Here is a 25,359-nt window from a genome sequence, read left to right as displayed (position 1 = left end):
TAACCGACTGATTACAAATACGAACACCGACCTTGGCTTTAGTCGCGGAAGGGTCGCTCAGCGGTAGAGCATCGCGGTGCCAGCTGACCCTGGCCCGCGACGGCAGCACATGCCTCGTGGCGTTCAAATCCCACCCCTTCCGTTTACGGGATCGGTCTCCATGACCCTTCCCGTTGCCATTGCCACCCCTCCCCCATCCCCGTTCAACACAGTGGCTTGCGTCCGTGGTCCGCCGTCCGCGTCGGCCAGACCGTTCGCGGACCACGGCTCATGTCTTCTCCCAACCTAGTAGCCAACTCGAGTACTGCAGGTGACTGGCTGCTGGTGACTCGCTACCGGTGACGCTTCACAGTGACTCCTCGGAGTGGGTACTACCGGGTGCAATGCGGGACGTTTCCGCATCGACCTGCTCGAGTCGCGCCACGTCCTCGGCGGTCGGGTCGTCGGGGATGACCTCGAGACATGGGTAACACAGCAGGTGCTCCGTGCCGTCAGCGAGTTCGAGCGTGATCGCCGAGCCGTCGCTGCCGTCGTTCTCGCCGAAGGTCCAGAGGTTGGCGATGCCGCCGGCAACGCTGACCGCTCGACCACAGCCGTCGCAGACGTCTGTTGCCATAGCTGGCAGTGGGTGCTGCGTGGTGAAAGTCGTTCCCCCGGTTCAGTTTCGACACCCGGTGTCAGCTTCCACCGTCGGCCAACGAGTTATACCGACCGCGGTGGTAGCGCCGGATATGGAGGTGCACTGTGCTGGCTGTGCCGGCTGCTGTATGGACTGGACGGCGTTGCTCGACGACTACGAGGCGGACCGAACGCGCCAGCGCGGGCGATTCGCTGACGCCAGCGACAGCGATAGCGACAGCACTAGCGACAACACCGAAAACGAGCGCCGCCCACCGTTCGACGACGACGCTAACTTCGTCCCGCTGACCCGGGACGAGGTCCGGACCTTCCTCGACCGGGGAATGGCTGCTGCCATGACGCCGCGGTTCTGGCGCGCCCGCGACGAGCACGAGGCGGTCGAAATCGACGGCCAACAGGTCGCCGCCATCGCGGACCGACCGGTCTTCTTCGTCGGCCTCCGAAAACCGCCGAAACCGGTCGCACCCTTCGGCCGCGCCGAACCGAACTGGTTGCCGACCTGTGTCTTTCTCGATCCGACGACGCTGCAGTGTCGCATCCACGGCGACGAACACTTTCCTTCCGAGTGCGGTGCCTATCCGGCGCACAACCTCGAACTCGGACACGAAACCGAGTGCGAGCGCGTCGAGGCGGCCTTCGGAGGCGATCGGCTGCTCGACGACCGGCTTTCAGACGACGAACTCGGCGACGGACCGCTGCTCGGCTCACAGGCTATCGGCGAGAAACTCTTCTGTCATCCACAGCCGGACGACCTCACCGGCGTCGTCGACCGCCTCGAAACCGGTCACCTTCGGCCGGAGGATCGCGCCGAGTGCATCGCCGTCGCGAGCGCCTCGAGTCCGGGCACGCTCGCGATTTCGGAGCACCACTACGAGACGGGAAAAACACAGGCGATGGAGGCGATGCCATCAGCAGGCGGTGGAGACAGTGGAAACAGCGCCCCCGACAGTGCGTCCTGGGTCGGTCCCGCAATCGACGAGTGGCACGAGCGCTACGACACGGCAGCGTGCGACGATGATGATTCGGTGTCATCACCCGATCTCGCAGTTACAGTCGAGGAGGACCACGGCGCGCCCGAGACGCCCGGTTGGGAAGAAGGGGAACTCGAGTAACCGACCGCAGGTCACTCACGGTGCAAGCGACGGCTTCCGTCCCTGATCGGGATGAACTGGTGATCGCTACCGAGGCGAGCGCAGCGGCTCACGACTCGTCCTGATGGACCGCAGAAGGGAGGGGGTCGACACTAGTCCGACTTGATCTGCTCGAACTGGTCGAGGAGGTCCTCCGCGGAGTCACCCGAATCGTACTCTACGCGACCGTGATAGATCGTTCGCTCGTCATCGAAATCGGCGTCGACTCGAGAGGCTTGTTCTTCGCGGCGTTCGTGTTCGTCTTCGTCATAGGCACCCATTGACATGGCAAGTATACACATAGTAGGTGCGATTCGCATATCAATGTAACGGTCGTTCATATTCGAAGGCAGTCACGGTGAGTAAGGAGTTATCTCGCAACACGTATGGCCGACCAGGCCGTAGGGCGCCCGTGGCACGGCCGCTTCGCTTTCGCTATTCGCCCACATCCTGGAGCGAGCAGCGAGTTCGACAGAAGATACTCCAGCCGCTGCGGTCGAATATCGGTGCTCGTGCAGTGACGCCGCAGTTCGACATCGGCGCAGACTGGGAGACACACCGCTTCGAGATGCAAAACGGCGATATCGCCCTCTTTGCGCGTACTGACGACGAGGCCTACTGGATGGGCAACACGGAAACGCCGTCCTCGCTCTGGCGGACGGACAAGTACGGCTGGCGCGAGGTTCCGTATCACGTCGCGCGCTGGACCCAGCGTGAACTCCTCGCGACGCTGCACGAGGAGGACCCGTGGCTGGCCGACTATCCGCACCTCTCGTGGTACTTCCTGCCGGTCTTCATGTCGAAAGACGGTCGCGAATCGACGCGCGCGTTCTTCCGCCAGCACGCCGCCGGCTTCCCCGACGCGAGCCGACGGGAGACGACGCGCTTCTTCGAGGACTTTCTCAAAACCGGCGCGCTCGACGAGTACCGACACGACATGTCGGGCAAGCTCGGCACCAGCAACCACGTCGACCGAGTTCGCATGAGCGCCGCACTCGGCGAATTCATCGCCGCGAAAATTCTCACCGACGCGGGCTACGATGTGACACCCGAAATCGAGGTGACGACAGGACACTCGCTCGACTTCCGCGCCGAAGATGTCGAGACGAACGTCCTCGTCGAGGTCACTCGCCCGCAGCCGCCGACGAACCGGGCCGCAGACGGCCCCGTCGCAGCCGTCCGCGATACCGCGGAGACGAAGACGAACGGCCAACTCGCCGAACACGGCGGCGGGGCAGTGCTCTTTGTCGACTGCTCGAGTTTCCGTGACGACGCCTGGGCTGCCGTTCGCGGCGAACGGCCCGACGTCCGACACCGTCCCGCCGTCGTCTATCGCGCACGCCCGAACGGCCGGGTCGAAGGCTACCGGAAAGGATCGGTGCCACTCGAGTTGGCCGAGGCGATCGAGTTTCTGGGCTGATTGCTGAGCGGCTGGAGTACTGAATGGTTGAAGCGCTGAAGGGCCGAACGACTGAATGGCTGAGCGACTGAACAGCTGCTCTGCGCGCGGTCGATGACTCTCCGTTGAACAAGTAGTTGCACAACAGCCAAGAAGAGAATCGAACAGGCCGACCTCAGAAGGAAACCGCGTCCGGTGAGTACGGACTGCCGACCGGTGTTGGATCGCGGTCGCTGTAGCCGACGCGGCCAACGGCCTTGTTGCTCACCGCGGAGTAGACGGCGAGCTGTGCGTCATCCGCCGATTCGAACGTTTCGGACTCGAGACGCGCGAGTACGTCGCCGACCGTCTCGGAGCCGTTCGGGAGTTCGAGGGTGCGGTCGCCACAGTCCTCGATCAGTTCCTCGGTCGTTGCGGGGTACTCGTGGTCGTCGATGACCTCGGCGGTGCCAGTTGGAAGCATTACACCCCATCGTGCGTGAACGATAATTATAAACATTGTCCATAATGGATTACTAGCCTCACCCAAGACCTAATATGGCTAGAATGGGTTCGACTGGCGTGCGCGTTACCACCGAAGCGGCCGGTAATACCATCATCGACACTGAAAACGCCTTTATCGACAGAACAACTCGGATGAGTCAGACTAATGCCCTACGCCGATCTTCACGTCCACACGACGCGGTCGGACGGCAGCCTCGAACTCGAGGCCGTCCCCGACGCGGCCGCCCGTGCAGACGTCAGCGTCGTCGCGATCACCGACCACGACCGACTCCAGCCGTTCGACGACCCCGTGTGTGAGCGCGATGGGATTACTCTCGTCAACGGCATCGAACTCCGCGTCGAGATTCAGGGCGACGGCGACACGCCGAGTCAGCGCGTCGATCTGCTGGGATATGGAATCGAGCCGACGGCCGAACTCGAGTCCCTGACGGCTGGGATTCAGGAGAACCGTATCGAACGCGGACAGGCGATCGTCGACAACGTCGAGGACGAACTGGGGATCGACCTCGGCGTCACCGTCACGGACGGCTTCGGCCGCCCGCACGTCGCCCGCGCGATCGATGCACATCCGGAGACCGAGTACGACTACGAGGACGCATTCGACCAACTCATCGGAAACGACGGCCCGTGTTTCGTCGCGCGTGAGATTCCGTCGTTCGAGAAGGGTCGACGGATTCTCGGCGAGGCTGCACAGGTCGTGTCGCTCGCTCACCCGCTTCGGTATCCGAACCCGGAGCACGCGCTGTCGCACGCAGCGGATCTCGATGCAGTCGAGCTCTCGTACCCCTACGGCCGAACGGTCGATCTCGAACCAGTAGAGCGAGCAATCGAGCGAGACGACTTGCTCGCGACCGGCGGCACCGACGCCCACGAGGAGGAACTCGGCGTTGCAGGACTCTCGAAGGAAGAGTTCGACCAGTTGGGGCTGGTCCCAGAAAGTCAGACGGACTAGCCGGGAGCGGAGGGTTCAATGCCTCGTGGCACCAACGGCTGTGTATGAACTGTCACTACTGTGACCGCGAGGCCGCCTTCGCCGCGGAGTCGGACGGCCTCAAAGTCGGTCTCTGTGAGGAACACTTCCGCGAACGCTTACAGGAGCTCGCGGAAGCCGACGGACTCGAGAACCTCAAAGAGAAAGTCGACGTCGATCGCGCGGAGTAGACTCGTACAATCGACCGCGATCCGTCACGCGAATAGACAGAGAGTGCAGAATCAGGCCGTTCGTCCGGCGTCGACGTCGATCGCGTCGACCGGACAGACGTCGACACAGAGCATGCAGTCGATACACTGAGCTTCGTGGGTGGGGTCTGCTTTCTCCTCGCTCTCGGGGTGTCCAGGGGTCTCGACCCATTCGAAGACGTCGACGGGACAGTCCTCGAGACAGGCACCGTCGGCGATACAGAGGTCGAAGTCGACGGCGACGTGAGTGCCGTGGATCCCGAGTTCTTCGGGTTCGTCGACGGGACCCCAGACGACGTGGCCCTCGTGTTCGTCGACCTGCTCGCGGTTTTCGTGGAACTGTGGATCTATGGCCATTGCTAGCAGATGAGAACGGCGGATGCGCACTTAAAAGTACGGACTCGTGTACGACAGTGCGACCGGTTCTCGGACGGTCGGGAAGCGACTGATCGACGGTCACTCGTCGTTGTTGTGCTCGTGCTTGTCGTCGGTGACTACTTGGCAACCCGCTCGTCGAGGAGTGTTCGAACCCAGGCCGCGAATCCGTGATCGTGTCCGTGCGTCCAGACCGCAGTCTCCTGGGTCACGCCCGGTAAGTCGCTCTCCCTGATCCCGGCTGCGACGATCGCGCGCCGGTCGACGACGAGGAGTTGACCCGGCCGTTCGTCGTACACCGAGTCGGCCGACTCGAGATCAGGTGCGGTCACGATGTCGTCCTCGGGAACCGACTCCGCAAACAGGTCTCTGTCCTCCTCGGTTGGGACCTCGATGTACACCTCGACGCCACGGTCGACGGCTGTCGCGATCGACTTGCGAATGCGACGTTCGACGACCGTCGTCTCGGCGACGACGAGATGGATCGACTCCTCGGCCGAGTCGATGAAGGTAACGATGCGGTCGGTAACGTGGTCGGGCTGAGAGATCGCCCACATTCCTTCGTCCGCCTCCGACTCCGGTTCCTCGACCTGTTTGAGGGCGTTCTCGGCCGCGTTAATTCGCGAGTCGAAGTCCTCTCGAAGCCGCCGACAGGCCGTCTCGACGGAGGTAGCCTTGTACCGACGAGGATCGGTCTGCTGGACGTTGACCAGCCCGCTCTCGTCGAGCCGTTCGATCGTGTCGTACACGCGCGACCGGGGGATATCGGAAACCTGACTTATTTCCTTTGCCGTCCCGTCCTGGAGGCGCGTCAGCGCGACGAAACAGCGCGCTTCGTACTCCGTCAGCCCGAGTTCGACGAGGGTTGCAATCGCTTCCTCGGCATTGTCGACGGACACACGGTAACAACCGACTACAGTGAGTAAAGTCCGAAGCTTTCAGCCGACGGGTTTCGAGATGATCAGTTGAGCAATCGAAACGAGGTTTCGCCGCAGGGGCAACCGCTGACGCTGCCAATCGGTGCGATTTTCTGATCCGGCGTTACCCAGACGGCGAGTGCCCGCCCGCAGTCCTCACAGCGTGCTGCCGCTCGTTTTCGCGTCGTGTCTGTCATCATCACTCCTTTCTCGTCAGAACACATAATGTACTTGTTACTTTCCGAGGAGTATGACGACTGTTACTGCTGTCGTAACAACATCGCACGAGACGAGGTGTGTGGAACGAGGCGAACGAGCCGGGCAGGACAGGACGCAATCCCTCAGTAGCCGAGCGAGAACAGCCAGTTGACGAGAATCGCACAGAAACCGAGCCCCAGGAGGCCGGCCAACACGAGAAACGCAACCCCCCAACCGAAGAGGTCGGCGAACAGCCCGGTTGCGACCGAACCGAGTGCACCAATAAAGCCGTACACCGTGCGAATAAGACCGAATCCGGCCCCGCGTTCTGCATCCGAGAGAACGTCCATGAACCGTGGTAAGAGCGCTGCTCCCCAGCCGAGTCCGGTCCCGACCAGTACTACTCCGACGACGACGGCTTCGAATCCGGGAACGGTAACGAAAATCACGAAGCCGACACCCGCAAGGAACAGACAGCCGGCCGTCGCGAAGTCGCGACCGACGCGGTCCGAAACAGCACCCACACCGACCTGCGTGATCGCCTGTACGACGAAGTAACTCGCGAAGACGACAGCCGCGAGTTCGGTCGACTGCTCCCGGTGTTCGGTGAGGAACGTAGGAAGGAACGTTGAGGTCGCCTGCCAGACGAACGCCGCGGCGATGGCGAGACAGATCGGGAACGCGATCTTCGGCCGCGAGAGGAGGTCCGTGATCGCCCCGATATCGAATCGATCCTGCATCGGCTGGTTCGGTCGGCGAGGCTCCGTCGGGTCGATAAGCCAGGAGAACAGCACGTAGACGAGGATTGCAATAGGAACGGCGATCGCGACGGCCGCCCGCCAGCCGTAGGTAACACCGACCCAGCCGGCGATCGGCGGTGCGACGAGACCGGCAGCGGGACCGCCGCTGTTGTGAACCCCGATCGCAGCCCCGATCTCGTCGTACGTCCGGGTCAACAGCGTCGTCGCAACGCTGTAGTGGAGGCCGGCGACGGCACCCAGTGCAACCGTTCCAAAGACGAACACCGCGAAGACGGGCGAGAGTGCGAGGAAGAGACTCGTTACTGCCGTTCCGCCGACGGCGATCAAAATGATCGGGCGCTCGCCGTAGCGGTCCGCGAAGATACCGCTCGGGTACTGCGAGAGGAAGTAGGCCATCCACATGCCGGTCATCGCGACGCCGACGACCGAATTCGTGACGCCGAAGTCCTCGGTGATCAGCGGCAACACCGGACTGATCGCCAGTCGGCCGACCATCGTCGCGAAGAACGCGAGTGTACACAGCGCGAGCACAGTCTCGCTGTATCGCCACCGTCTCATTCGCCACCAACGAGCCGTCTGCCTGTCCGTCCCATCGAATTCCTCGCCATCGTCGTTCTAATCGCTCATCCGTTCGTCACCGATGCTGACAGATGAGGGTATTGATCCCGGCAGCCGTCGCCCGGAGTCGAACAGCGACAGACCGAATCCGCGTCAACGACGGCTGTCGTCCCCGACGGCGGGAAGACCCTTCTCCTTGGAAGCCGAGCACACGGATATGTCACCACCGAATTCGGCACCGTCGCCGGCGTCCGCATCGTCGTCACAGCCACACGTCAGAGTCGTCAGCACCGGCGGCACCATCGCGAGCACGGGCGATGACGACGACACCAGCGGCAAGACCCCATCGGTATCCGGCGAAGACCTCGTCGACGCCGTCCCGGAACTCACCGAGTACGCCAGCCTCAACGTCGACACGGTCTGCCAGCGCTCGGGGTTCCAGATGACCGTCGAGAACGCGACCGACATCGTCGACGCCGCCGAGCGAGCGGCCGAGGAAGGCGTCACCGGCGTCGTCGTCACTCACGGCACCGACACGATGGCCGAATCGGCGTACTACCTCGACCTCGTCTCCGCCGCCGACGTACCGGTCGTCTTCACCGGCGCACAGCGCCCGTTCGACCAGGAAGGAACCGACGGCCCCTCGAACCTGCTCACCGCCGTCCGTGCCGCCGTCGACGACCGGTTCCAGACCGGTAGCTACCTCGCGTTCAACGACACCGTCCACGCCGCCCGCTGGGTCGTCAAATCCCACACGAGCAAACTCGAGACGTTCGCCTCACCCGGCGCGGGGCCGGTGGCCGAACTGACCCCCAACGGCCTCCGAACGTTTCGCGAACCGCGCAGCTACACCGACGCGTCGGCGATCCCGGACGACGGCGCGCGAATCGACCCCGACATCCGCGTCGACATCGTGACGAACGCGATGGGTGCCGACGGCCGACAGCTCGCGCAGGCACTCGAGTCCACCGCCGCTCCCGACGCCGTCGTCCTCGCCGGTACCGGGCTCGGGAACGCGACCGGCGAGTTGGGGAGTGTACTCGAGACGGCTATCGACGACGGCCTCCCGGTGGTGCTGACCTCGCGGTGTTACGCGGGTGCGACGGCGGGGCTGTACGGCGGGCCGGGTGGTGGGCAGACGCTCCGCGAGGCGGGTGCGATTTCGGGTGGCGATCTGCCGGCGTGGAAGGCGCGGTTGAAGGTGGCGCTGGTGTTGTCGGTGGCTGGTGACGACGCCGAAGGTGAGGTCCAAGATCGTGTCGCTGCGGCGTTCGAGGGTGTGGAGTCGGTAGTCTGAGCGGTCCGATGCGGGTGAGAGGCGGAGGGAGTGGGAGGCATCAGTCGGACTCGAGTGCACCCGTCACCTCGAACACGGTTCCCTTGTAGGAAACCGTCCGCGTGGCTTCCTCGTAGCCGAACCAGCGGAGTGCCGTTCCGCGATCCGTTTCGAGGACGACGCGGTCGATGCCGTCGTCGTCGAAGAGCGGGAGTGTGTTTCGGAAACTGCGGAATCGACGGCGCGGGAGTTGTTCGGGGATGAGGTGAGCGTCGGTGTCGGTGTCGGTGTCGGTGCTGGCGTCGCCGGTCTGGGGCTCAGTATCGGTACTGGCATCGGCGTCGGGGGTCGAACCGGAACCGACTCGAGTAACCGTGAGCGTCGCGGGGCGGCGGGCGTCCTCGTAGTTCGGTAGACGGACGACGCGGTCGGCCGCGGTTCCGTTTCCAGCGTCGTCAACGATGGCATCAGATTCCAACTCCACCGCGAGGGGTGATGCGTCGAGGTCGAACAGGGCGGCGTGGGTTTCGTCGTCGGCGCTGTAGCCGACCGAGTAGGCGTAGCGACCGCCGCCCAGGTAGCCGACCGTTCGGGACCGATCACGGTCGATCGGCCGGCCGTCGTAGAGGTCGAGCGTCGATGTCGTGACGGTGCCCGGCGCGACCCACGACAGCGGGTCGGGGGTAACATCGGGTGCGATCCGGTGCCACTCGCCGGCGACGAGTTTGGACAGCCGCCACCGGTGGGGGTTCCCCGACAGGAACTCGTCGCTGTGATTGACGAGATCGAACTCGATCCGCGCCGGTGCGGTGACCGCTTCCTGGTCCGGTTCGAGATACACCGGGGTTTCCGGGGTCGCCTCGTGGTACCAGTGGAGGTCGGCGGCTTCGGTCCCCTCCTCGTCGAGTGACTCGGGAAGCGCCGGCACGTCCGTCCCCGAAAACTGCGAGTCACCGTCGGGCCCCGGCGCGTCGGTCGGCCAGACGGCGACCGCGAATCCGCTCTCCTGAGCGCTGAACTCGTACCGACCGGCCTCGATCGGCTGCGAGGCGCGCTCGTGGTGGCCGAGCAGGTGATACTCGCACTCGAGTCGTTCCCCGGGTTCGAGCGTGAGCGTCTCGGGGTACCAGTCGCCGTGGACGGTGTCGACTCGCCAGCGGCCGTCGTCTTGGCTGGACGACGGCACCGTCTCGGCGAGTGGATGCTCCGCGGTCGGGACGAGATAGACTGCATCGTTGGCGTCGCCGGACGACCGACTCGCAGGCGGGTCGTCGAGTACGACGAGCCGAGTCGGATCGAACGTCTGCTCGTAGTCGTGGTGGTTGGTGACCACGCCCGAAAGCGTCGCCGGCGACGACGCGGTCGCTGGCTCGTCGAAATCGAGTGTCGCACCGAGGCCGTCTTCGGTCCGAACGCTGCCAGTGACGACAGCGGTCAGCGGTGCCGTTTCGAAGTCGACGACGGTCACATCCGCAGTTGGCCACCCGATGGTTACGTCGTCATCCGCGTCCGCATTCACATCCGGGTTCGAACCAACCTGTGCAGGATCACGGTCCGGCTCGTCGTCCGTCTGTCCGAGATCGGCACAGCCTGCAAGAAGGGCCAGTCCACCAGCAGCGGTCTGGAGGAAGCGGCGGCGAGAGCGATGACAGCGGCGGCGGTCCATACAGGGACGTGTCGGAGAAATAGTATAAGTGAGCCGCTAGCTCAAACTGATCTTTCACCGAACGCGACGGATCGTGAACGCACCGCTTTTGCATATGCCGTCAATAACGCCAGTATGGATCTTACACACCGTCCGCGTCGGCTCCGGCAAGACCGGATACGCGGGCTCGTCAGCGAAACGAGCCTGACGCCGGCGGATCTCATCGCGCCGGTGTTCATCGACGCGACGGCGACGACGCGCCAACCAATTGAGTCGATGCCCGGCCACGAGCGCGTGCCGATCGAAGAAAGTGTCGCGCGCGTCGAGGAAGTACTCGAGACCGGCGTCGAAGCCGTCATGCTCTTTGGCATCCCAGAATCCAAGGACGCGACGGGAACGCGCGCCTGGGCCGACGACGGCGTCATTCAGGAGGCAACCCGGCGGATCACCGCCGAAACGGACGCCTACGTGATTACCGACGTCTGTCTCTGTGAGTACACCGAACACGGCCACTGCGGCACACTCGAACCGGAACTCCGTGACGGCGAGTGCGAGACGCCGGACCCCTCGCTGACCGTCGACAACGACGCCACCCTCACCTCGCTCCGGCGGACGGCAGTCTCCCACGCTGCAGTGGGCGCGGACATGGTCGCGCCGAGCAGCATGACCGACGGCATGGTCGGCGCGATCCGCGACGGGTTGGACGACGAGGGATTCCACGATGTGCCGATCATGAGCTACGCCGCAAAGTACGAGAGCGCCTTCTACGGCCCGTTCCGGGACGCCGCCGACGGCGCACCCGCCTTCGGTAACCGTCGTCACTACCAGATGGACCCCGCGAACTCCCGCGAGGCACTGCGTGAGGTCCGTCTCGACGCCGACGCCGGCGCAGACGTGCTCATGGTCAAACCCGCCCTTCCCTACCTGGACATCGTCCGCGACATCCGCCAGGAGTTCGACCACCCCGTCGCCGCCTACAACGTCTCCGGCGAGTACGCCATGCTCCACGCCGCCGCCGAGAAGGGCTGGCTCGATCTCGAGGAGGTCGCACTCGAGTCCCTGCTCTCGATCAAGCGGGCGGGCGCGGATCTGATTCTGACCTACTTCGCCGAGGACGTTGCGGGACGACTGCGCTGAGTCTCGCAGCCGGAGCGTGTTCTGCGGTGGTGTGCACCTGGGGCGGACCGGAATCAGAAAGAGAGTTGATGAACGTCCAGTCACAGGGGAGACGATCACTGAAACTGACCGAAAGACGCCGCGCACGACACTGATTGGCGGTTTGCTGGGCGGTGACCGGTAGTACTTGCCACAGCCACTATGCGAAGTGGTACCTAAACGCCCAGTTGCAGCGCGAATCCGCGCCAAACTGCGGACGTCGGAAACCTAATACACATTATATTGACTCTAGAGTTTGACGATCCAACCTAATAGGGCAGGATACTTGACGAACAACAACGCGTAGCCTTATATTCCACTGTTACATCCCAGTCGAACGTGATTTGGAACACGAACTGCAGTGGAGATGGCGGAATAGTGGACGATTGTCTACAGTGTCCGGTTAGAGTGATCCGTTCGAACGGAACTGAGGTGCGTACGTAATGGTTGAATCGGTCGTGTTACAAGCAGAGATGGGCGATCTCGAGTCGCTCGCGACGGGGTTGAACCTGGTGTGGATGCTGACGGTCACCTTCCTGATCTTCTTCATGCACGCCGGGTTCGCGATGCTCGAAGCGGGACAGGTCCGCTCGAAAAACGTCGCGAACCAGTTGACGAAGAACATGCTGACCTGGGCGGTCGGCATTCTCGTGTTCGTCGCCGTCGGGATGGGAATCGCGAACAACGTCGGGACGATACTCGGCGGCGGCAGCGGCTCGAGTCCGCTGACGCAGTTTGGCCTCGACCCGAGCGTCGAGATGGCCGAGTTACTGTTCAGCGCGGTGTTTGCGATGACGGCCGCGACGATCGTGTCCGGTGCGGTGGCAGGCCGTGCAAAACTCCGCGCCTACGTGGCCTACACCTTCCTGCTCGCGGCGGTCATCTACCCGGTGGTCGCGGCGATGGTCTGGTACGCGCCCGGTGCTGAGGCACCACTTCTCGAGAGCCTCGGCTTCGACGACTTCGCGGGCGGGATGGTCGTCCACGGTGTCGGTGGGGTCGCGGGACTGACCGCGGCCTGGATCATCGGCGCACGGATGGACAAGTACGGCGACGACGGCAGCGTCAACATCATTCCCGGCCACTCGCTGACGTTCGCCGTGCTGGGGACGCTGATTCTCTGTTTCGGCTGGTTCGGCTTCAACGTCGGGACTGCTGCGCTGGTCATCGACACGGGCGAGTTCGTCCTCGGTGACTTCGCCATCGTCGGGCGAGTCGCAATCGTGACCGCGCTCGGCATGGGACTCGGCGCACTCGGCGCGTCGACTGTCTCCCTGGCGATGAACGGAAAAGTCGACACGCTGTACGTCGCGAACGGGATGCTCGCCGGCCTCGTCGGCGTCACCGGTCCGACGGACCTCATCACGCCCGTCGGGGCGATCGCGATCGGCTTCCTCGCCGGCGCACAGCTCCCGCTCGTCTTCAAACTCGTCGACGAGACACTCAAGATCGACGACGTCTGTGCAGTCTTCCCCGTTCACGGGACTGCGGGCATGCTCGGGCTGCTCATCTACCCGCTGTGGTCCGTCGAGGGAACGGCCATCGGCAGCGGCGTCATTGCCGGCGGCCTCCTTTCGATCGAAGCCAGCGCGTTCGCACCGCAGTTCGTCGGCGTCGCGACCATCACGATCTGGACCGTCGTGGCGACTGCAGCCGTCTGGGGCGCGTTCAAGCTAATCGGACAGGCCCGCGTCACGCCCGATCACGAACGCGACGGCCTCGACCTCGCCGAACACGGCGTCGACACCTACCCAGAGTTCGGTCAGCCGGATATCGCTGCAGACGGCGGGCACTCGAGTTCCGTCGCTCGAACGGATGGTGGCGAGCAGCCCCTGCGTTCCGATGGGGGAACGACCGACGGGAGTGAGATCGAGATGGTCACGGCGATCATCCGTCCTGACCGCCTCGGTGCAGTCAAGCAGGCGCTGGCCGAGGTCGGTGCGCCGTCGCTGACGGCCACCAACGTCTCTGGGCGCGGCTCTCAGCCCGCAAAGATGGGGCAGTGGCGCGGCGAGGAGTACACCGTCGACCTCCACCAGAAGATCAAGATCGAGTGCGTCGTCGCCGATATCCCAGCGGACGAAGTCGTCGATGCGATCGCCGACGCCGCGAACACGGGCGAACCGGGCGACGGGAAGATTTTCGTTCTCCCGGTCGCAGACGCATACCAGGTTCGCACCGGAAAGACGGGGACTGAGGCGATCTAATCGATAGGGTCTCGTCCGCGGTCCCGCACCCGGATGACACCACGGCCCCGTCTCAATCGGTATATCAGAGAGACTGATTGTCTCCAGAGATGACCCACATTTATCACGTCGCTCTCGAAGGTAGCTGATGAATGAGTCAGCGGGGTAACCGGTCGACGGTGGAGTACGACGAAACGGAGGGGAACGAAAGCGAAGCGGACGCTGCAGCGCAGACGAAGACGGACACCAGTTCGGGTGACGAGCCGTTCTGTCTCGACGACGAAACAGTGCTGGTCGACACGCGGCCGACGTGGTGGGGATGGACTGGCTCGCTCACGCTTGCAGGCATGTTTGTCGGATTCGGACTCCTTTTGAGTTTCGTCGAACTCGCGGTCGGGCTCCTGGCACTCGTTCCGGGCGTCCTGATCGCAGGCTACGTCTGGTATCAGCGGACCTACCAGCGGTATCTCGTCACCGACCGGCGCATCATCGTCGTGACCGGAATGACGACCAGAACGACGAACGAAACGTGGGTCGAAGACGTGAGTGGACTCCAGACCAAAACGACGTCGTTCAGCCGCAGTCGTGGGTACGGCACGATCACGGTTTCGCACACGGTGACGCCGAGCGGTTTCGGCATGGGTGGCGATCTGCAGTTGCAGGGCGTTCCGAACTACGAGCAGGTGGCCCAGACGGTTCGGAGACGCCAATCCGAGCGGAAGGGGCGCTGAGGCAACCACTTACGGTGACAGTGTCGGGTCTGGTGGGCTCGGCAGACGCAGACTCCCATCGGACAGATCGCAGCCGAACCTCGGTACTACTTTGCCGTCCCGTTCCCTAGGCTCGCGCATGAACGACGACAACTCGCGCGCGCTGTACGATCGAGCGCTCTCGGTGATGCCCGGCGGCGTAAACTCCGCCGTCCGCGCCGCGATCGAGCCCTACCCGTTCTTCGTCCAGAAGGGCGACCGCGGCCACGTCATCGACGCCGACGGCAACCGCTACATCGACTGGGTGATGGGCCTGGGCCCGCTGCTGCTCGGGCACAACCTCCCCGAATCCGTCCAGGCCGGCATCCAGCAGAAGGCGAGCGAGGGACCGATGTACGGCACGCCGACCGAAATCGAGGTCGACCTCGCCGAATTCGTCGTGCGCCACGTCCCGAGCGTCGAGAAGATCCGGTTCGTCAACTCCGGCACCGAGGCGACGACCTCGGCCGTCCGACTCGCGCGCGGCTACACCGGGCGAAACAAAATCGTCGTCAACCAGGGCGGCTACCACGGGGCCCAGGAGTCAACGCTGGTCGAAGGCGACGCCGAAAGCGTCGCACCTTCCTCCGCCGGCGTCCCGCAGTCGTTCGCCGAGCACACGATTCCGGTGCCGTTCAACGACGAGGACGCCGTCCGCGAGGCGTTCGAGAAACACGGCGACGACATCGCCGCCGTCATGACCGAACCGATCCTCGCCAACTACGGTATCGTCGATCCCGACGACGGCTACCACGACTTCCTGCGCGAGATCACCGACGAACACGGCTCCTTGCTCATCTTCGACGAAGTGATCACCGGCTTCCGCGTCGGCGGGCTCGGCTGCGCCCAGAGCGAGTTCGGCGTGACGCCCGACCTGACAACGTTTGGCAAGATCATCGGCGGCGGCTTCCCCGTCGGCGCACTCGGCGGTCGCGCAGAGATTATGGAGCAACTGGCACCCTCCGGCCCCGTCTTCCAGGCCGGCACCTTCTCCGGCCACCCCGTCACGATGGCGGCCGGACTCGAGACGCTCCAGTTCGCCGCGGCGAACAACGTCTACGACCACGTCAACGCGCTTGGCGACCAGCTACGGTCGGGACTCACCGACATCGTCGCCGAGCAGGCCCCCGAGTACACCGTCGCCGGCACCGACAGTATGTTCAAGGTGATCTTCACGCGCGACGGCGAGGCACCCAAAAACGCGGGCGACGTGAAGAACGCCGAAACCGACCGCTGGCGGCGTGTCTTCTGGGGCCAGATGAAAGAACAAGAGGTCTTCCTCTCACAGAACCAGTTCGAGTGCCAGTTCGTCAGCTACGGCCACACCGAGGCTGATGTCGAAGAGACGCTCGAGGCGTACAAGCACGCGCTGTAAGCTGTCCAACCCCCACAAAATCAGCCGCGACGACGAACTGTTATGAGGCCGGACATCGTTCGCTCTCGCAGGTGTCGCCGATCGTAGACGGACTCGACTGGGCACGGGTCGTCGAGCGCCTCCTCTATCTCTTTCCACCGATCATCGGTGTCGGGATCGTCGGCGTGCTCCAGGAACTCGAGTACCCCGTCCCGGGACTCGACTTCGGACTCTTCCTCGTCGGGACGTTCGGCTATACGGTGTTGACACTGGCACTCGCGATGGCGCTCGTGTTGGACGCGAAACGGGTTCGCGAGCAGCCGAAGGCGAGTGGCAACTGGCGGCCACACCCGTGGCTCAACGGGCTCTTTGCACTCCTCTGGGCACCGGTGGCGGGCGTCGTCTACCTCGCCCGGCGACACAGGCGCTTTGGGACGCCAGCGGGCTGGTCGGGGTGGTGGCTCGTGATCGCGGCCACGCTGGCGACAACAGTTGGTGGCCTCGTCGCCGCGATCGTGGCGTTCCTGCTCGCGATTCCGGGCGTCGTCGCCGGTGCGATCGGGCTCGCAGGTGCGATCGCCGTCGGTGCGTTTCCGGTGGCGATCCATCAGGATGCAGCCTACGTCTGTACCGAATCGAACTCGTGGCGACCGAATCCCGGCATCTATCTGGGACTTGCGTTCCTGAGCCTCTCGGTCGCGCCGTTACAGCCACTCGTCGCGGGGTACTACTTGCGAAAACGACGACGAGAGATCGGTCTTGACGGCGAGTGAGCCGGCGGAAACCGAACGACGATTGCAGGATCAATCCGCCGCGACGACGATCGGCTCCCGATAGCACTCGATCGCCTCGAGAACCGCCTCGCGGTCGTCGTCACCGACATCGAACTCGAGTAGCGCGTCGTTGAGGTGGGTCGCGATCGCGTCGAACTCGTCGTGGTCGATCCCCATCCCGTCGTGAACGGCTTCCATCTCGCCGCCCGTGTAGTCAACTGGCCCGCCCGCGACCGAACTGATGAACTGGGTCTGGTGGGCGCGCTGTTTCTGCATATCCACGTCCTCGAAGAAGTGTGCGACCTGCTCGTCGGCCACGACGCGGTCGTAGAACTCGTCGACGACGGCACCGATCGCGTCCTCGCCGCCGAGTCGGTCGTACAGGGTGTCTGTCATCGTGTACGGCTTCTCACGTACAACGAATAAACCACATCCCGAATATGTTGGTCGAAAAGTGTGTCAAAATGCCTCATACACGCACCCGTTCACAGTGGTGGGTGATCCAACTGTCCGTACCGTCGGTGGGCAGGCTGAATGGGCCCACCGATCGAATCGAACTCGAGTACCAAGCGAGTCGGGCGACAAGCGTGCGCTTTTCATACCTCAGGCGAGGACTACCTTCTATGAGAACGCGTGGGACGTTGCGACTGGCGACACGGGGATCCACTCTCGCCCGGCGGCAGGCCACACTCGTCAAGGAGGCCCTGGAGAACCACCGGTACGAGGTCGAACTCGTCACCGTCGAGACCACAGGCGACCAGATCCGAGACGAACTCATCCATCGGCTCGGCAAGACAGGTGCCTTCGTCCGGGAACTCGACGAACGCGTACTCGAGGGCGACCTCGACGGCGCAATTCACTCGATGAAGGACATGCCGACCGAACAGCCCGACGACCTCGTCACCGCGGCCGTACCGGAACGTGGCCGCCCCGGTGACTACCTGATCACGCCCGACGGCGCGACGCTGGAGGAGCTTCCACAGGAAGCGACCGTCGGCACCTCGAGTCTCCGCCGGCGTGCACAGCTCCTCTCCGAGCGACCCGACCTCACCGTCGAGCCGCTGCGCGGGAACGTCGACACCCGACTCGAGAAGCTCCTCGCGCCGTCGCTGCAGGTCGAACACGAGGAGCGCAGCGAGGCAGATAAGGAACGGAAGGGGGAAACCGGAAATGAGGACTTCGAGCCCGAATTCGACCAGACCGTCGACGAGTGGTTCGACGGCCTCTCGGAACTCGAAAAGCAGGCGCTCGGCCGCGAGGTCGAAACGGAGTACGACGCCATCGTCCTCGCACAGGCCGGACTGGAGCGCAGCGGCCTCGAGCACTACGTCGACGCGCAGGAACTCCCCACCGGAACGTTCGTCCCCGCACCGGGACAGGGCGCGCTCGCCGTCACCGCAACGGACGGCGAGACCGCCACGGAGATCCAGTCCGCGATCGACCACCCGCGTAGTCGCGTCGAGACCACCGTCGAGCGCACCGTACTGGCCGAACTCGGCGGCGGCTGTATCGCCCCAATCGGCATCTACGCTATCATCCAGGGCGAGTACGTCCACACGGCGGTCAGCGTCTTCGACCGCGACGGCGAGGAGTCGATCACGGCGACGCGGGACCTTCCGGTCGAGAACCACGCGACAGCCGCCCGCGAGTTCGCACAGGACCTCGCCGACCGCGGCGCTGCGGAACTGATCGAAAACGCGCGCAAGGAAACCGAAAGCGAGTCCGAGCCGAGCCAGGAGGACCAGCCGGAGGGGAAATAGATGAGCGCTCCCGAGCCGGGCACCGTTTACCTCGTCGGCAGCGGTCCCGGCGACCCCGACCTGCTCACCGTCAAAGCGACGCGGCTACTCGAGTCCGCCGACGTTGTGCTCCACGACAAGCTGCCGGGGCCGGAGATCATCGACCAGTTGCCCGAGGACCGACGCGAGGACGTCGGCAAGCGCGCCGGCGGCGAGCGCACGCCCCAGTCGGCAATTAACGAGCGGCTGGTCGAACTCGCCCGCGAGGGCAAGAGCGTCGTCCGACTGAAGGGCGGCGACTCGTTCGTCTTCGGCCGTGGCGGCGAGGAGGCAGAGTATCTGGCGGATCACGAGGTCCCGTTCGAGGTCGTCCCCGCCGTCACCTCCGCCATCGCCGCCCCCGCGGTAGCCGGGATTCCGGTCACCCACCGAGACCACGCCTCCTCTGTCTCGTTCGTCACCGGGCACGAGGACCCGACGAAGGACGAATCCGCTGTCAACTGGGACGCCCTCGCCGCCACCGGCGGCACCATCGTCGTCCTGATGGGCGTCGGACGACTCCCGGACTACACGCAAGCCCTGCGTGAGGCCGGGATGAACCCCGAAACGCCGGTCGCGCTCATCGAGCGCGGCACCTGGCCCGGCCAGAAAGTCGCGACGGGGACACTCGAGTCCATCGTCGACGTGCGCGACGAGCACGACATTTCGCCGCCCGCGGTCACCGTGATCGGTGACGTTGCCGGGACGCGCGAGGGGGTACTCGAGTTCCTGGCGAACGAAACAAACGAAGCAAACGAAGCGACCAAAGAGCGCGAGGAGGAGATCTAACCCATGCGCGACCTCTCCGTCGCCGTCTTCCGCCCCGACGACGAACGCCTCGCGGACGCGGTCGAACTGCTCGACTCGCTTGGTGCAACGGCAGTTCCGGATCCGATGCTGGCCGTCGATCCAACGGACGCCATCCCGCGCACGGACGCGGACTACGTCGTCCTCACGAGCAAGACGGGCGTCGAACTCGTCGCGGAGACGGACTGGGAGCCCGGCGAGGCGACCGTCTGCGCCATCGGCCCGAAAACCGCCGACGCGATCCGTGCCGCGGGCTACGAGGTCGACATCGTGCCCGACGAGTACACCTCGAGCGGCCTCGTCGCCGAACTCGAGTCGGACCTCGACAGCGCGCGGGTCGAAGTCGCCCGCAGCGACCACGGCAGTCCCGTCCTGCTCGACGGATTCGAGGCTGCCGGCGCGTACGTCCACGAGACGGTGCTCTACCGACTCGTCAGACCCGAGGGGAGCGGCGAGTCAGCCGAGCGCGCCGCCGCAGGCGACCTCGACGCGGCCTGCTTCACCTCGTCGCTAACCGTCGAACACTTCCTCGAAGCCGCCGCCGAGCGCGACGTTCGGGCGGACGCGCTGGCGGGACTCGAAGACGCGACTGTCGGCGTCATCGGCGAGCCGACCCGGGAAACCGCCGCCGAGTTCGGCATCGACGTCGACCTCGTCGCGAGCGAAGCGACGTTCGACGCGCTGGCCCGAGAGACAGTCGACGTACTCTCCTAACGGTTGCGAGCCACACAGTATCTGTGATCAGCGACCCGTTGGGAGCAGTTCTGATGATCGCTGCAGGAATTGTTTTCGTACTCGCCGTGAGTGTGACACCTCAGTTTGAATACCGAAGCCGTATCATCAACGGCTAATGGCAAAGTTTTAGGTTGTTTTTAATTGGTATCTCCCATGGGGAAAACACACATCAGCGTTGTTGGAATGCACATATCACTGGTCGGTGGCTTATTGATGATCGACTCGCATCTGAGCGGTATAGAACCGCCAGCATTTTCGTTCGGGATGATTATCGCTGGAATTGTTATAACAATCGCGACACTTCTCGGCTATATTAGCCTCGACTGATTATGGGGATCCGGTGTCGTGGTAATAGGGTGCCGTTCCTATCAGACAACACACCCTGAGATACGGGACGCTCCTCCCCCTCTCTAACGTCGGAGTCCGTAGATCGCACGCGTCTCGGGAGGAATTCTACATCATCGACGAGAGGCACACATCGGTACGAACGCCCGACCAGCCTCCGTCACTCACCACCTGTGCCTGATCCGCACCTTTATTCGGGAAGCCGATCCAACGATACCGCGATGGCTGGCCCAATCCCCGAACTCGAGGACCGCGCACTCGAGTGCGCACGAAAACTCTGTGAGGCAGAGCGCGTATTGCTCGCCTCTCACATCGACGCCGACGGACTGACGAGCGCCGCCATCGCGAGCCAGGCGCTCGAACGCGCGGGGATTCCGTTCGAGACCGTTTTCGAAAAACAGCTCGACGCGGCGGCTATCGAGGCTATTGCGGCGACCGAGTACGACACCGTCCTCTTTACTGACTTCGGGAGCGGCCAGCTCGACGAGATCAGCGTCCACGAAGCGGACGGCGCGTTTACGCCGGTCATCGCGGACCACCACCAGCCCGCCGACGCGGAGACGCCCTACCACCTCAACCCGCTCCTGTTCGGCATCAACGGCGCGTCCGAACTTTCGGGTGCTGGTGCGAGTTACGTTCTCGCTCGGGCGCTCGCCGAGGTTTCGGACGAGACAGTCATTTCCGACGGTGGCAGCGAAACCGCAGCCCGCGCCGACAACCGCGACCTCGCCGCCCTCGCCATCGTCGGTGCCGTCGGCGACATGCAAGACTCCGACGGCGAACTCCACGGCGCGAACGAACAAATCGTCGCCGAGGGCGTCGACGCCGGCGTCGTCGAACCCAGCACCGACCTCGCCCTCTACGGCAAGCAGACCCGCCCGCTCCCGAAGCTACTCGAGTACGCCACCGACGTGCGTATCCCGGGCATCTCCGGCAGCGAACGCGGGGTGCTCTCGTTTCTGGATGAGTTGCCACTCGAGTTGCGCCGGCCGGCGGACGGGGGTGGCGACGGCAACGGCGACGACACCGGCGAGTGGCGTCGCTGGGCGGAACTAACCGCCGATGAGAAACAGACCGTCGCCAGCGCGCTCGTCAAGCGGGCCGTCTCCCGCGGGGTACCGGCGGGGAAGATAGACCGACTCGTCGGCACTGCCTACGTCCTGAGCGACGAACCTGTCGGCACCGAACTGCGCGACGCCAGCGAGTTCTCGACGCTGCTCAACGCGACCGCGCGCTACGAGCGCGCCGACGTTGGCCTGGCGGTCTGTCTCGGTGATCGTGGAGCGGCACTTGAGCAGGCCCGAACCCTGTTGCGGAACCACCGGCGCAACCTCTCGAACGGCATCGATCTCGTGACCGAAGAGGGCGTAACACACACGGACAACCTCCAGTGGTTCCACGCGGAAGACCGCATCCGCGAGACGATCGTCGGCATCGTGGCCGGCATGGCGATGGGTAACGAAGGAATCAGCCGCTCGAAGCCGATCATCGCGTTCGCGAACAAATCGGACGATGACGCAGGAGCGGGCGCGGAGCCGGAGCCGGAGCCGACGGACGACCAAAAACAGGAGGTCAAAGTCTCCGCTCGCGGTACGCACAGTCTGGTTCGGAACGGGCTTGACCTCTCTACCGTGATGGGACAGGCCTCACGCGCCGTCGGCGGCGACGGCGGCGGACACGACGTTGCAGCCGGTGCGACCGTCCCGAAAGGGAACGAGGCGGACTTTATCGAGCACGCGGACGAACTCGTCGGCGAGCAATTATCGTGAACGGTGGCGACAGCTACCGCGAGTAGCGGGAACAGCTTTCGTGATCGTCGACGAACAGCTATCGTGACCGGTTCATCGACGCCGGCATCGTCGGCACGAGCGGCGCACGCGAGGTCAGCATGTAGGCCGACTTGCGGACCGCACCCTTGGCGTACTGAACCGTACTCTTGTGGACCGGCGTTCGTTTCCCGCGGATCTGTGTTCGGCCCTCGAGTATCGCGTCGACAAGGTCGTCGCCGCTGATCTCTGCCTTCGAAGGCGTGCTGTCGGCCGGTTTCGGCGTAACGAGAACCTCAGTGTACGCCTTGCCGACGTTCGGGAGGTAGTGTGCGTCGCTCGCACCGATCTCTGGATACTCGCGACGGCGGGCGAACGTCCGCGCCCGGCGATTGCGATAGCCGGTAAAGAGCATCGAGTTGTACGTCTCGATTGCGTCCGCATCCTCGATGTGGCGCTTACGAACGCCGTGACGGCTACGCTGGAACGGATGCGGGACGATCGTGATTCCACCGAGTTCGCGAACCGTCTCAACGGTGTCCATGAACGGCTGTCCGGGATCTGGTCGCTCTTCAACACCAACCGCGAGAAGGTGGCCGTGACGCGTCGATATCTCGACACCCGGAATGCCGATGAGTCCGTACTCCGGTGCTAACTCCGCCGCACGGAGCGATTCGTCGATCTCGTCGTGATCCGTAATGACGACGCCGTCGAGGTCGATATCCGCCGCGTGTTCGAGAATCAGTTCGATCGGTTCGTGGCCGTCGTAGGAGTCCTCCGAGTGGACGTGAAAGTCGATCGCAAAGGGGAGCGGTGTCATAGGGATCCAGCGGGAGCTACCCCCTGTACCGTCGAGAACAGCATAAGCACTCTGCTGGTACATGGTAGGCGATAAGACCAATTCCGTATCGCAATATATGATTTATTGACTGCGACTGTGGTGGATGAACGAGAACAGAAAACAGGTCGCTACGGCACCGTGCTGTCGACTGTAGACGCTGCAGCGACAGACAGCGGTCAGCAGCCCCTACGGATCACCCGACAGCTGTGTTCGACGGTACTCGAGTAGCAGCGGAGGCGAGGGAGAAGACCCAAGTCCCACACACGACGCTGGATCAGAAACGGCACGGATGACGTCTGGAACCGGTGTAGTCAGGAACAGGCAGAGAAAGAAATCGTGTCTGTACAATTGAGGAACTCGACCGGGAGAGGGTGGCGGCGAAGTCGTATGCAGTGGAGTCTCCGTTTTTGGTCAGTTTGCGTTTCAACCACAACTGATCTGAAAGATTGACTAGCAGTGACACACAACCACAGCGGAGTTACCCGTGATTCAGGCGCGAAGAATACTTCATACACCACTCGATACCGCGAAGGTGGTGACGACGACCGAGACCGCTCGAATCGGTGTGCTTCGAACGCGAAACTGATCTGTTTGCGAGAGGAGGACCAATTCGGACGCAGGAATGGTGGGGAACGCGAGTACAGTACAGTCGAACCACCTGTTCCGCAAATAGTGCGCGGCGACGTATCTCACCCAGCTCAAGTCCAGCACTACGCATTGTTTGAGGACAGCACCGTTATCACACACAGGTTTCTGGCTGAAAGACCAGTTCTGAACAGTGAGCAGGTGCACGCACACGGCAGTGATACACCCGTATGCGCTATACAGAATTTACCTTCGTCAGCGAACGAGGAACGACAACGCTTCTCTCTTACTTCGATCGTGACCGACTCTCCGGGACGATATCCGACATGGACACCTCACGAAGGACGTTCACCACCTCGATCGGGTCCGCCGGCTGCTCGACTGAGTCGTGAACGCGATGCATGCACTCGAGTAGTCCTTCGACGGCGGCGCTGCGCGTGGAGACGCGAGCGATCGCTTCCGAGAGCGAACGGTCACCGAGCGAGTAGCGACAACGCAGTTCCCAGTAACAACAGAGACCGAATCCGGGGTGAGAGTTTGCGGCGGGGGTTCGATCGGCGACGAGAACGGTTGGCGATCGGCGATGTCGGTAGGCGAAACAGCCGTCATCGTGCTCAGTGGGTCCCCATTCCGGGGGGAGTTGCTCCCACGGAATGGGATGGTGATCGGGGGGCATAGTTGTCGATAGCGCCACTCGGAGAGGTGTCGGTTCGGCTTGCAAGCGCACCCTACTCTGTAGGGTCCCCCTACTTTCAGCAGGAGCAGGCAACACCAGTTCGCGTGACGATCTATCAGTGACGTTCTGTGTGACCGTCTGGCACCGAATCCAGCGTGGCGGGACTGATCGTCCGACTTTTGTCTGCGCTCGTCCGTAGCACCAGTATGGCACACACGAATACCGAGTTCGATCCCGAGGCGTTCGAGGACAAGTACGCCAACTACTTCCCCGAACTCCAGCAGGCCTACAAGAACGCGTTCAACCGGATGAACGACCAGTACGACTCCGAACTGGTCCACGCAATCGACCAGCAGGTACTGAACGAGAGCGAGCCATTCTACGTCGGTGATGAGGACGACGCGGACGGCGAGTTCCGCATCGAACTCCCCGAGAACCCATACGATCGGCTTACCGGCGTGGTCGTCGACCGGGACCGATTCGAGGAGGTTCTCGAGATCCACATCGGAGAGATCGAGACTGAACTCGAGCGCGTGTTCGGACTGGCCTAAGTCACCAAACCGGCCCGAACAAGAGCAGAGCACCGAACAGCAGTGCCCGCCAGCGGGAAACGACGGAAGGTTTAGGGAGGTTCGTCCCTAACGCCGAGATATGAGTACCGAAACCCAGGGCGGAGACGATCTCGAGGACCGCGTCGCAAACTTCCTGCGACGGAACTTCCCGCAGATCCAGATGCACGGCGGCAGCGCGGCGATTCAGGATCTCGACCGCGAGACCGGTGAGGTCACCATTGCACTCGGTGGCGCCTGCAGTGGCTGTGGGATCTCCCCGATGACGATTCAGGCGATCAAGAGCCGCATGGTCAAGGAGATTCCCGAAATCGAGAAGGTCAACGCCCACACCGGCATGGACGGCGGTGGCGACATGGGCGGTGGCGCGAGCCCCTCCTTCCCCGGCGAGACCGTCGATGACGACGGCGGCGAAGCCGACGAAGGACCGGAAGCACCGTTCTAACGCACCGTCGGCCT

At 63.6% G+C, this 25,359-nt stretch carries 28 protein-coding genes and 1 tRNA gene; 18 read left to right on the top strand and 11 right to left on the bottom strand.

The features are described 5' to 3' along the window. Positions 1-46: 46 nt before the first annotated feature. Positions 47-142: transfer RNA gene (locus BBD46_RS20705), tRNA-Gly, on the top strand. Between the two features lie 204 nt (positions 143-346). On the opposite strand, the gene BBD46_RS20700 is transcribed toward BBD46_RS20705, so the two are convergent. Continuing rightward, positions 347-616 carry a DUF7561 family protein gene (locus BBD46_RS20700; protein WP_071403541.1) on the bottom strand — a complete coding sequence of 90 codons (270 nt, stop codon included), beginning with the start codon at positions 614-616 and terminating at the stop codon, positions 347-349. A gap of 115 nt (positions 617-731) precedes the next feature. On the opposite strand from BBD46_RS20700, the gene BBD46_RS20695 reads away from it, so the two are divergent. After that, positions 732-1,751, top strand: a complete 1,020-nt coding sequence (locus BBD46_RS20695) for a YkgJ family cysteine cluster protein (protein WP_071403540.1) — start codon at positions 732-734, stop codon at positions 1,749-1,751. A 131-nt stretch (positions 1,752-1,882) separates the two neighbouring features. Here BBD46_RS20695 and BBD46_RS22420 read toward each other — a convergent pair whose 3' ends face one another. Next, positions 1,883-2,056 (bottom strand): DUF5786 family protein, encoded by a 174-nt coding sequence (locus BBD46_RS22420; protein ID WP_004267428.1) that lies wholly within the window; start codon positions 2,054-2,056, stop codon positions 1,883-1,885. A 125-nt stretch (positions 2,057-2,181) separates the two neighbouring features. Between BBD46_RS22420 and BBD46_RS20690 the strand changes: the two genes are divergently transcribed. Beyond that, positions 2,182-3,189 (top strand): DUF5784 family protein, encoded by a 1,008-nt coding sequence (locus BBD46_RS20690; RefSeq protein WP_084777837.1) that lies wholly within the window; start codon positions 2,182-2,184, stop codon positions 3,187-3,189. A 154-nt stretch (positions 3,190-3,343) separates the two neighbouring features. Here the strand turns inward: BBD46_RS20690 and BBD46_RS20685 are convergent, their stop codons facing one another. Next, positions 3,344-3,631, bottom strand: coding sequence for a DUF5789 family protein (locus tag BBD46_RS20685; RefSeq protein WP_004267430.1), 288 nt, complete (start codon positions 3,629-3,631; stop codon positions 3,344-3,346). A 186-nt stretch (positions 3,632-3,817) separates the two neighbouring features. Between BBD46_RS20685 and BBD46_RS20680 the strand changes: the two genes are divergently transcribed. Together BBD46_RS20680 and BBD46_RS22865 are read left to right on the top strand one after the other, a co-directional pair. Then, on the top strand, positions 3,818-4,624 hold the full coding sequence (locus tag BBD46_RS20680; RefSeq protein WP_071403538.1) for a PHP domain-containing protein: 807 nt from the start codon (positions 3,818-3,820) through the stop codon (positions 4,622-4,624). 44 nt (positions 4,625-4,668) lie between these two features. Beyond that, entirely contained in the window at positions 4,669-4,833 is a 165-nt protein-coding gene (locus tag BBD46_RS22865) for a DUF6757 family protein (protein ID WP_006110911.1), read from the top strand. 51 nt (positions 4,834-4,884) lie between these two features. Here the strand turns inward: BBD46_RS22865 and BBD46_RS20675 are convergent, their stop codons facing one another. The 4 genes from BBD46_RS20675 to BBD46_RS20665 all read right to left on the bottom strand — a co-directional run bounded on the left by BBD46_RS20675 (position 4,885) and on the right by BBD46_RS20665 (position 7,660). Then, entirely contained in the window at positions 4,885-5,208 is a 324-nt protein-coding gene (locus BBD46_RS20675; RefSeq protein WP_006165595.1) for a 4Fe-4S dicluster domain-containing protein, read from the bottom strand. Between the two features lie 137 nt (positions 5,209-5,345). Continuing rightward, the gene (locus BBD46_RS20670; RefSeq protein ID WP_071403537.1) at positions 5,346-6,125 is read right to left on the bottom strand and encodes a TrmB family transcriptional regulator; all 780 of its coding nucleotides are present in this window, start codon (positions 6,123-6,125) and stop codon (positions 5,346-5,348) included. 62 nt (positions 6,126-6,187) lie between these two features. Beyond that, entirely contained in the window at positions 6,188-6,340 is a 153-nt protein-coding gene (locus BBD46_RS22860) for a hypothetical protein (RefSeq protein WP_171908258.1), read from the bottom strand. A gap of 144 nt (positions 6,341-6,484) precedes the next feature. Beyond that, the gene (locus BBD46_RS20665) at positions 6,485-7,660 is read right to left on the bottom strand and encodes an MFS transporter (protein WP_071403536.1); all 1,176 of its coding nucleotides are present in this window, start codon (positions 7,658-7,660) and stop codon (positions 6,485-6,487) included. 217 nt (positions 7,661-7,877) lie between these two features. On the opposite strand from BBD46_RS20665, the gene BBD46_RS20660 reads away from it, so the two are divergent. Then, positions 7,878-8,957 carry an asparaginase gene (locus BBD46_RS20660; protein WP_071403535.1) on the top strand — a complete coding sequence of 360 codons (1,080 nt, stop codon included), beginning with the start codon at positions 7,878-7,880 and terminating at the stop codon, positions 8,955-8,957. A 40-nt stretch (positions 8,958-8,997) separates the two neighbouring features. Here BBD46_RS20660 and BBD46_RS22855 read toward each other — a convergent pair whose 3' ends face one another. Next, positions 8,998-10,602, bottom strand: coding sequence for a hypothetical protein (locus tag BBD46_RS22855; protein WP_071403534.1), 1,605 nt, complete (start codon positions 10,600-10,602; stop codon positions 8,998-9,000). Positions 10,603-10,716: 114 nt separating this feature from the next. Here BBD46_RS22855 and hemB point away from each other — a divergent pair, with 114 nt between their 5' ends. From hemB to BBD46_RS20630, 5 genes are all read left to right on the top strand, one after another. Further along, a complete protein-coding gene (gene hemB / locus BBD46_RS20650; protein ID WP_071403533.1) occupies positions 10,717-11,718 on the top strand; it encodes a porphobilinogen synthase in 1,002 nt (333 codons plus the stop codon). Between the two features lie 461 nt (positions 11,719-12,179). After that, positions 12,180-13,943 (top strand): ammonium transporter, encoded by a 1,764-nt coding sequence (locus BBD46_RS20645; RefSeq protein ID WP_071403532.1) that lies wholly within the window; start codon positions 12,180-12,182, stop codon positions 13,941-13,943. Positions 13,944-14,074: 131 nt separating this feature from the next. Further along, the gene (locus BBD46_RS20640) at positions 14,075-14,653 is read left to right on the top strand and encodes a PH domain-containing protein (protein ID WP_071403531.1); all 579 of its coding nucleotides are present in this window, start codon (positions 14,075-14,077) and stop codon (positions 14,651-14,653) included. Positions 14,654-14,771: 118 nt separating this feature from the next. Continuing rightward, entirely contained in the window at positions 14,772-16,046 is a 1,275-nt protein-coding gene (gene hemL, locus BBD46_RS20635) for a glutamate-1-semialdehyde 2,1-aminomutase (protein ID WP_071403530.1), read from the top strand. 71 nt (positions 16,047-16,117) lie between these two features. Then, positions 16,118-16,798 (top strand): hypothetical protein, encoded by a 681-nt coding sequence (locus BBD46_RS20630; protein WP_071403529.1) that lies wholly within the window; start codon positions 16,118-16,120, stop codon positions 16,796-16,798. A gap of 30 nt (positions 16,799-16,828) precedes the next feature. Here the strand turns inward: BBD46_RS20630 and BBD46_RS20625 are convergent, their stop codons facing one another. Beyond that, on the bottom strand, positions 16,829-17,194 hold the full coding sequence (locus BBD46_RS20625; RefSeq protein WP_071403528.1) for a group I truncated hemoglobin: 366 nt from the start codon (positions 17,192-17,194) through the stop codon (positions 16,829-16,831). Positions 17,195-17,421: 227 nt separating this feature from the next. Between BBD46_RS20625 and hemC the strand changes: the two genes are divergently transcribed. From hemC to BBD46_RS20605, 5 genes are all read left to right on the top strand, one after another. Further along, positions 17,422-18,558 (top strand): hydroxymethylbilane synthase, encoded by a 1,137-nt coding sequence (hemC, locus tag BBD46_RS20620; protein WP_071403527.1) that lies wholly within the window; start codon positions 17,422-17,424, stop codon positions 18,556-18,558. Continuing rightward, positions 18,559-19,365 (top strand): uroporphyrinogen-III C-methyltransferase, encoded by an 807-nt coding sequence (gene cobA, locus BBD46_RS20615; RefSeq protein ID WP_071403526.1) that lies wholly within the window; start codon positions 18,559-18,561, stop codon positions 19,363-19,365. It abuts the gene before it with no gap. Between the two features lie 3 nt (positions 19,366-19,368). Next, entirely contained in the window at positions 19,369-20,097 is a 729-nt protein-coding gene (locus BBD46_RS20610) for a uroporphyrinogen-III synthase (protein ID WP_071403525.1), read from the top strand. Between the two features lie 174 nt (positions 20,098-20,271). Beyond that, positions 20,272-20,445 carry a hypothetical protein gene (locus tag BBD46_RS22850; RefSeq protein WP_171908257.1) on the top strand — a complete coding sequence of 58 codons (174 nt, stop codon included), beginning with the start codon at positions 20,272-20,274 and terminating at the stop codon, positions 20,443-20,445. 239 nt (positions 20,446-20,684) lie between these two features. After that, positions 20,685-22,232, top strand: a complete 1,548-nt coding sequence (locus BBD46_RS20605) for a DHH family phosphoesterase (protein ID WP_071403524.1) — start codon at positions 20,685-20,687, stop codon at positions 22,230-22,232. Positions 22,233-22,290: 58 nt separating this feature from the next. On the opposite strand, the gene BBD46_RS20600 is transcribed toward BBD46_RS20605, so the two are convergent. Both BBD46_RS20600 and BBD46_RS20595 read right to left on the bottom strand, forming a co-directional pair. Beyond that, the gene (locus tag BBD46_RS20600) at positions 22,291-23,049 is read right to left on the bottom strand and encodes a PHP-associated domain-containing protein (protein WP_071403523.1); all 759 of its coding nucleotides are present in this window, start codon (positions 23,047-23,049) and stop codon (positions 22,291-22,293) included. 892 nt (positions 23,050-23,941) lie between these two features. Next, positions 23,942-24,331, bottom strand: coding sequence for a hypothetical protein (locus BBD46_RS20595; protein WP_071403522.1), 390 nt, complete (start codon positions 24,329-24,331; stop codon positions 23,942-23,944). 206 nt (positions 24,332-24,537) lie between these two features. Here BBD46_RS20595 and BBD46_RS20590 point away from each other — a divergent pair, with 206 nt between their 5' ends. Further along, the gene (locus BBD46_RS20590; RefSeq protein ID WP_071403521.1) at positions 24,538-24,882 is read left to right on the top strand and encodes a DUF5783 family protein; all 345 of its coding nucleotides are present in this window, start codon (positions 24,538-24,540) and stop codon (positions 24,880-24,882) included. A 100-nt stretch (positions 24,883-24,982) separates the two neighbouring features. Next, complete coding sequence (locus BBD46_RS20585; protein WP_071403520.1) at positions 24,983-25,345, top strand: NifU family protein; 363 nt, start codon at positions 24,983-24,985, stop codon at positions 25,343-25,345. Positions 25,346-25,359 lie beyond the last annotated feature (14 nt).

It is taken from the genome of Natrialba sp. SSL1 (genome assembly GCF_001861355.1).
In the GTDB taxonomy this organism is placed as follows: domain Archaea; phylum Halobacteriota; class Halobacteria; order Halobacteriales; family Natrialbaceae; genus Natrialba.
Note: the sequence above shows the minus strand (reverse complement) of the source record. Positions and strands in the feature narration are given on the sequence as shown.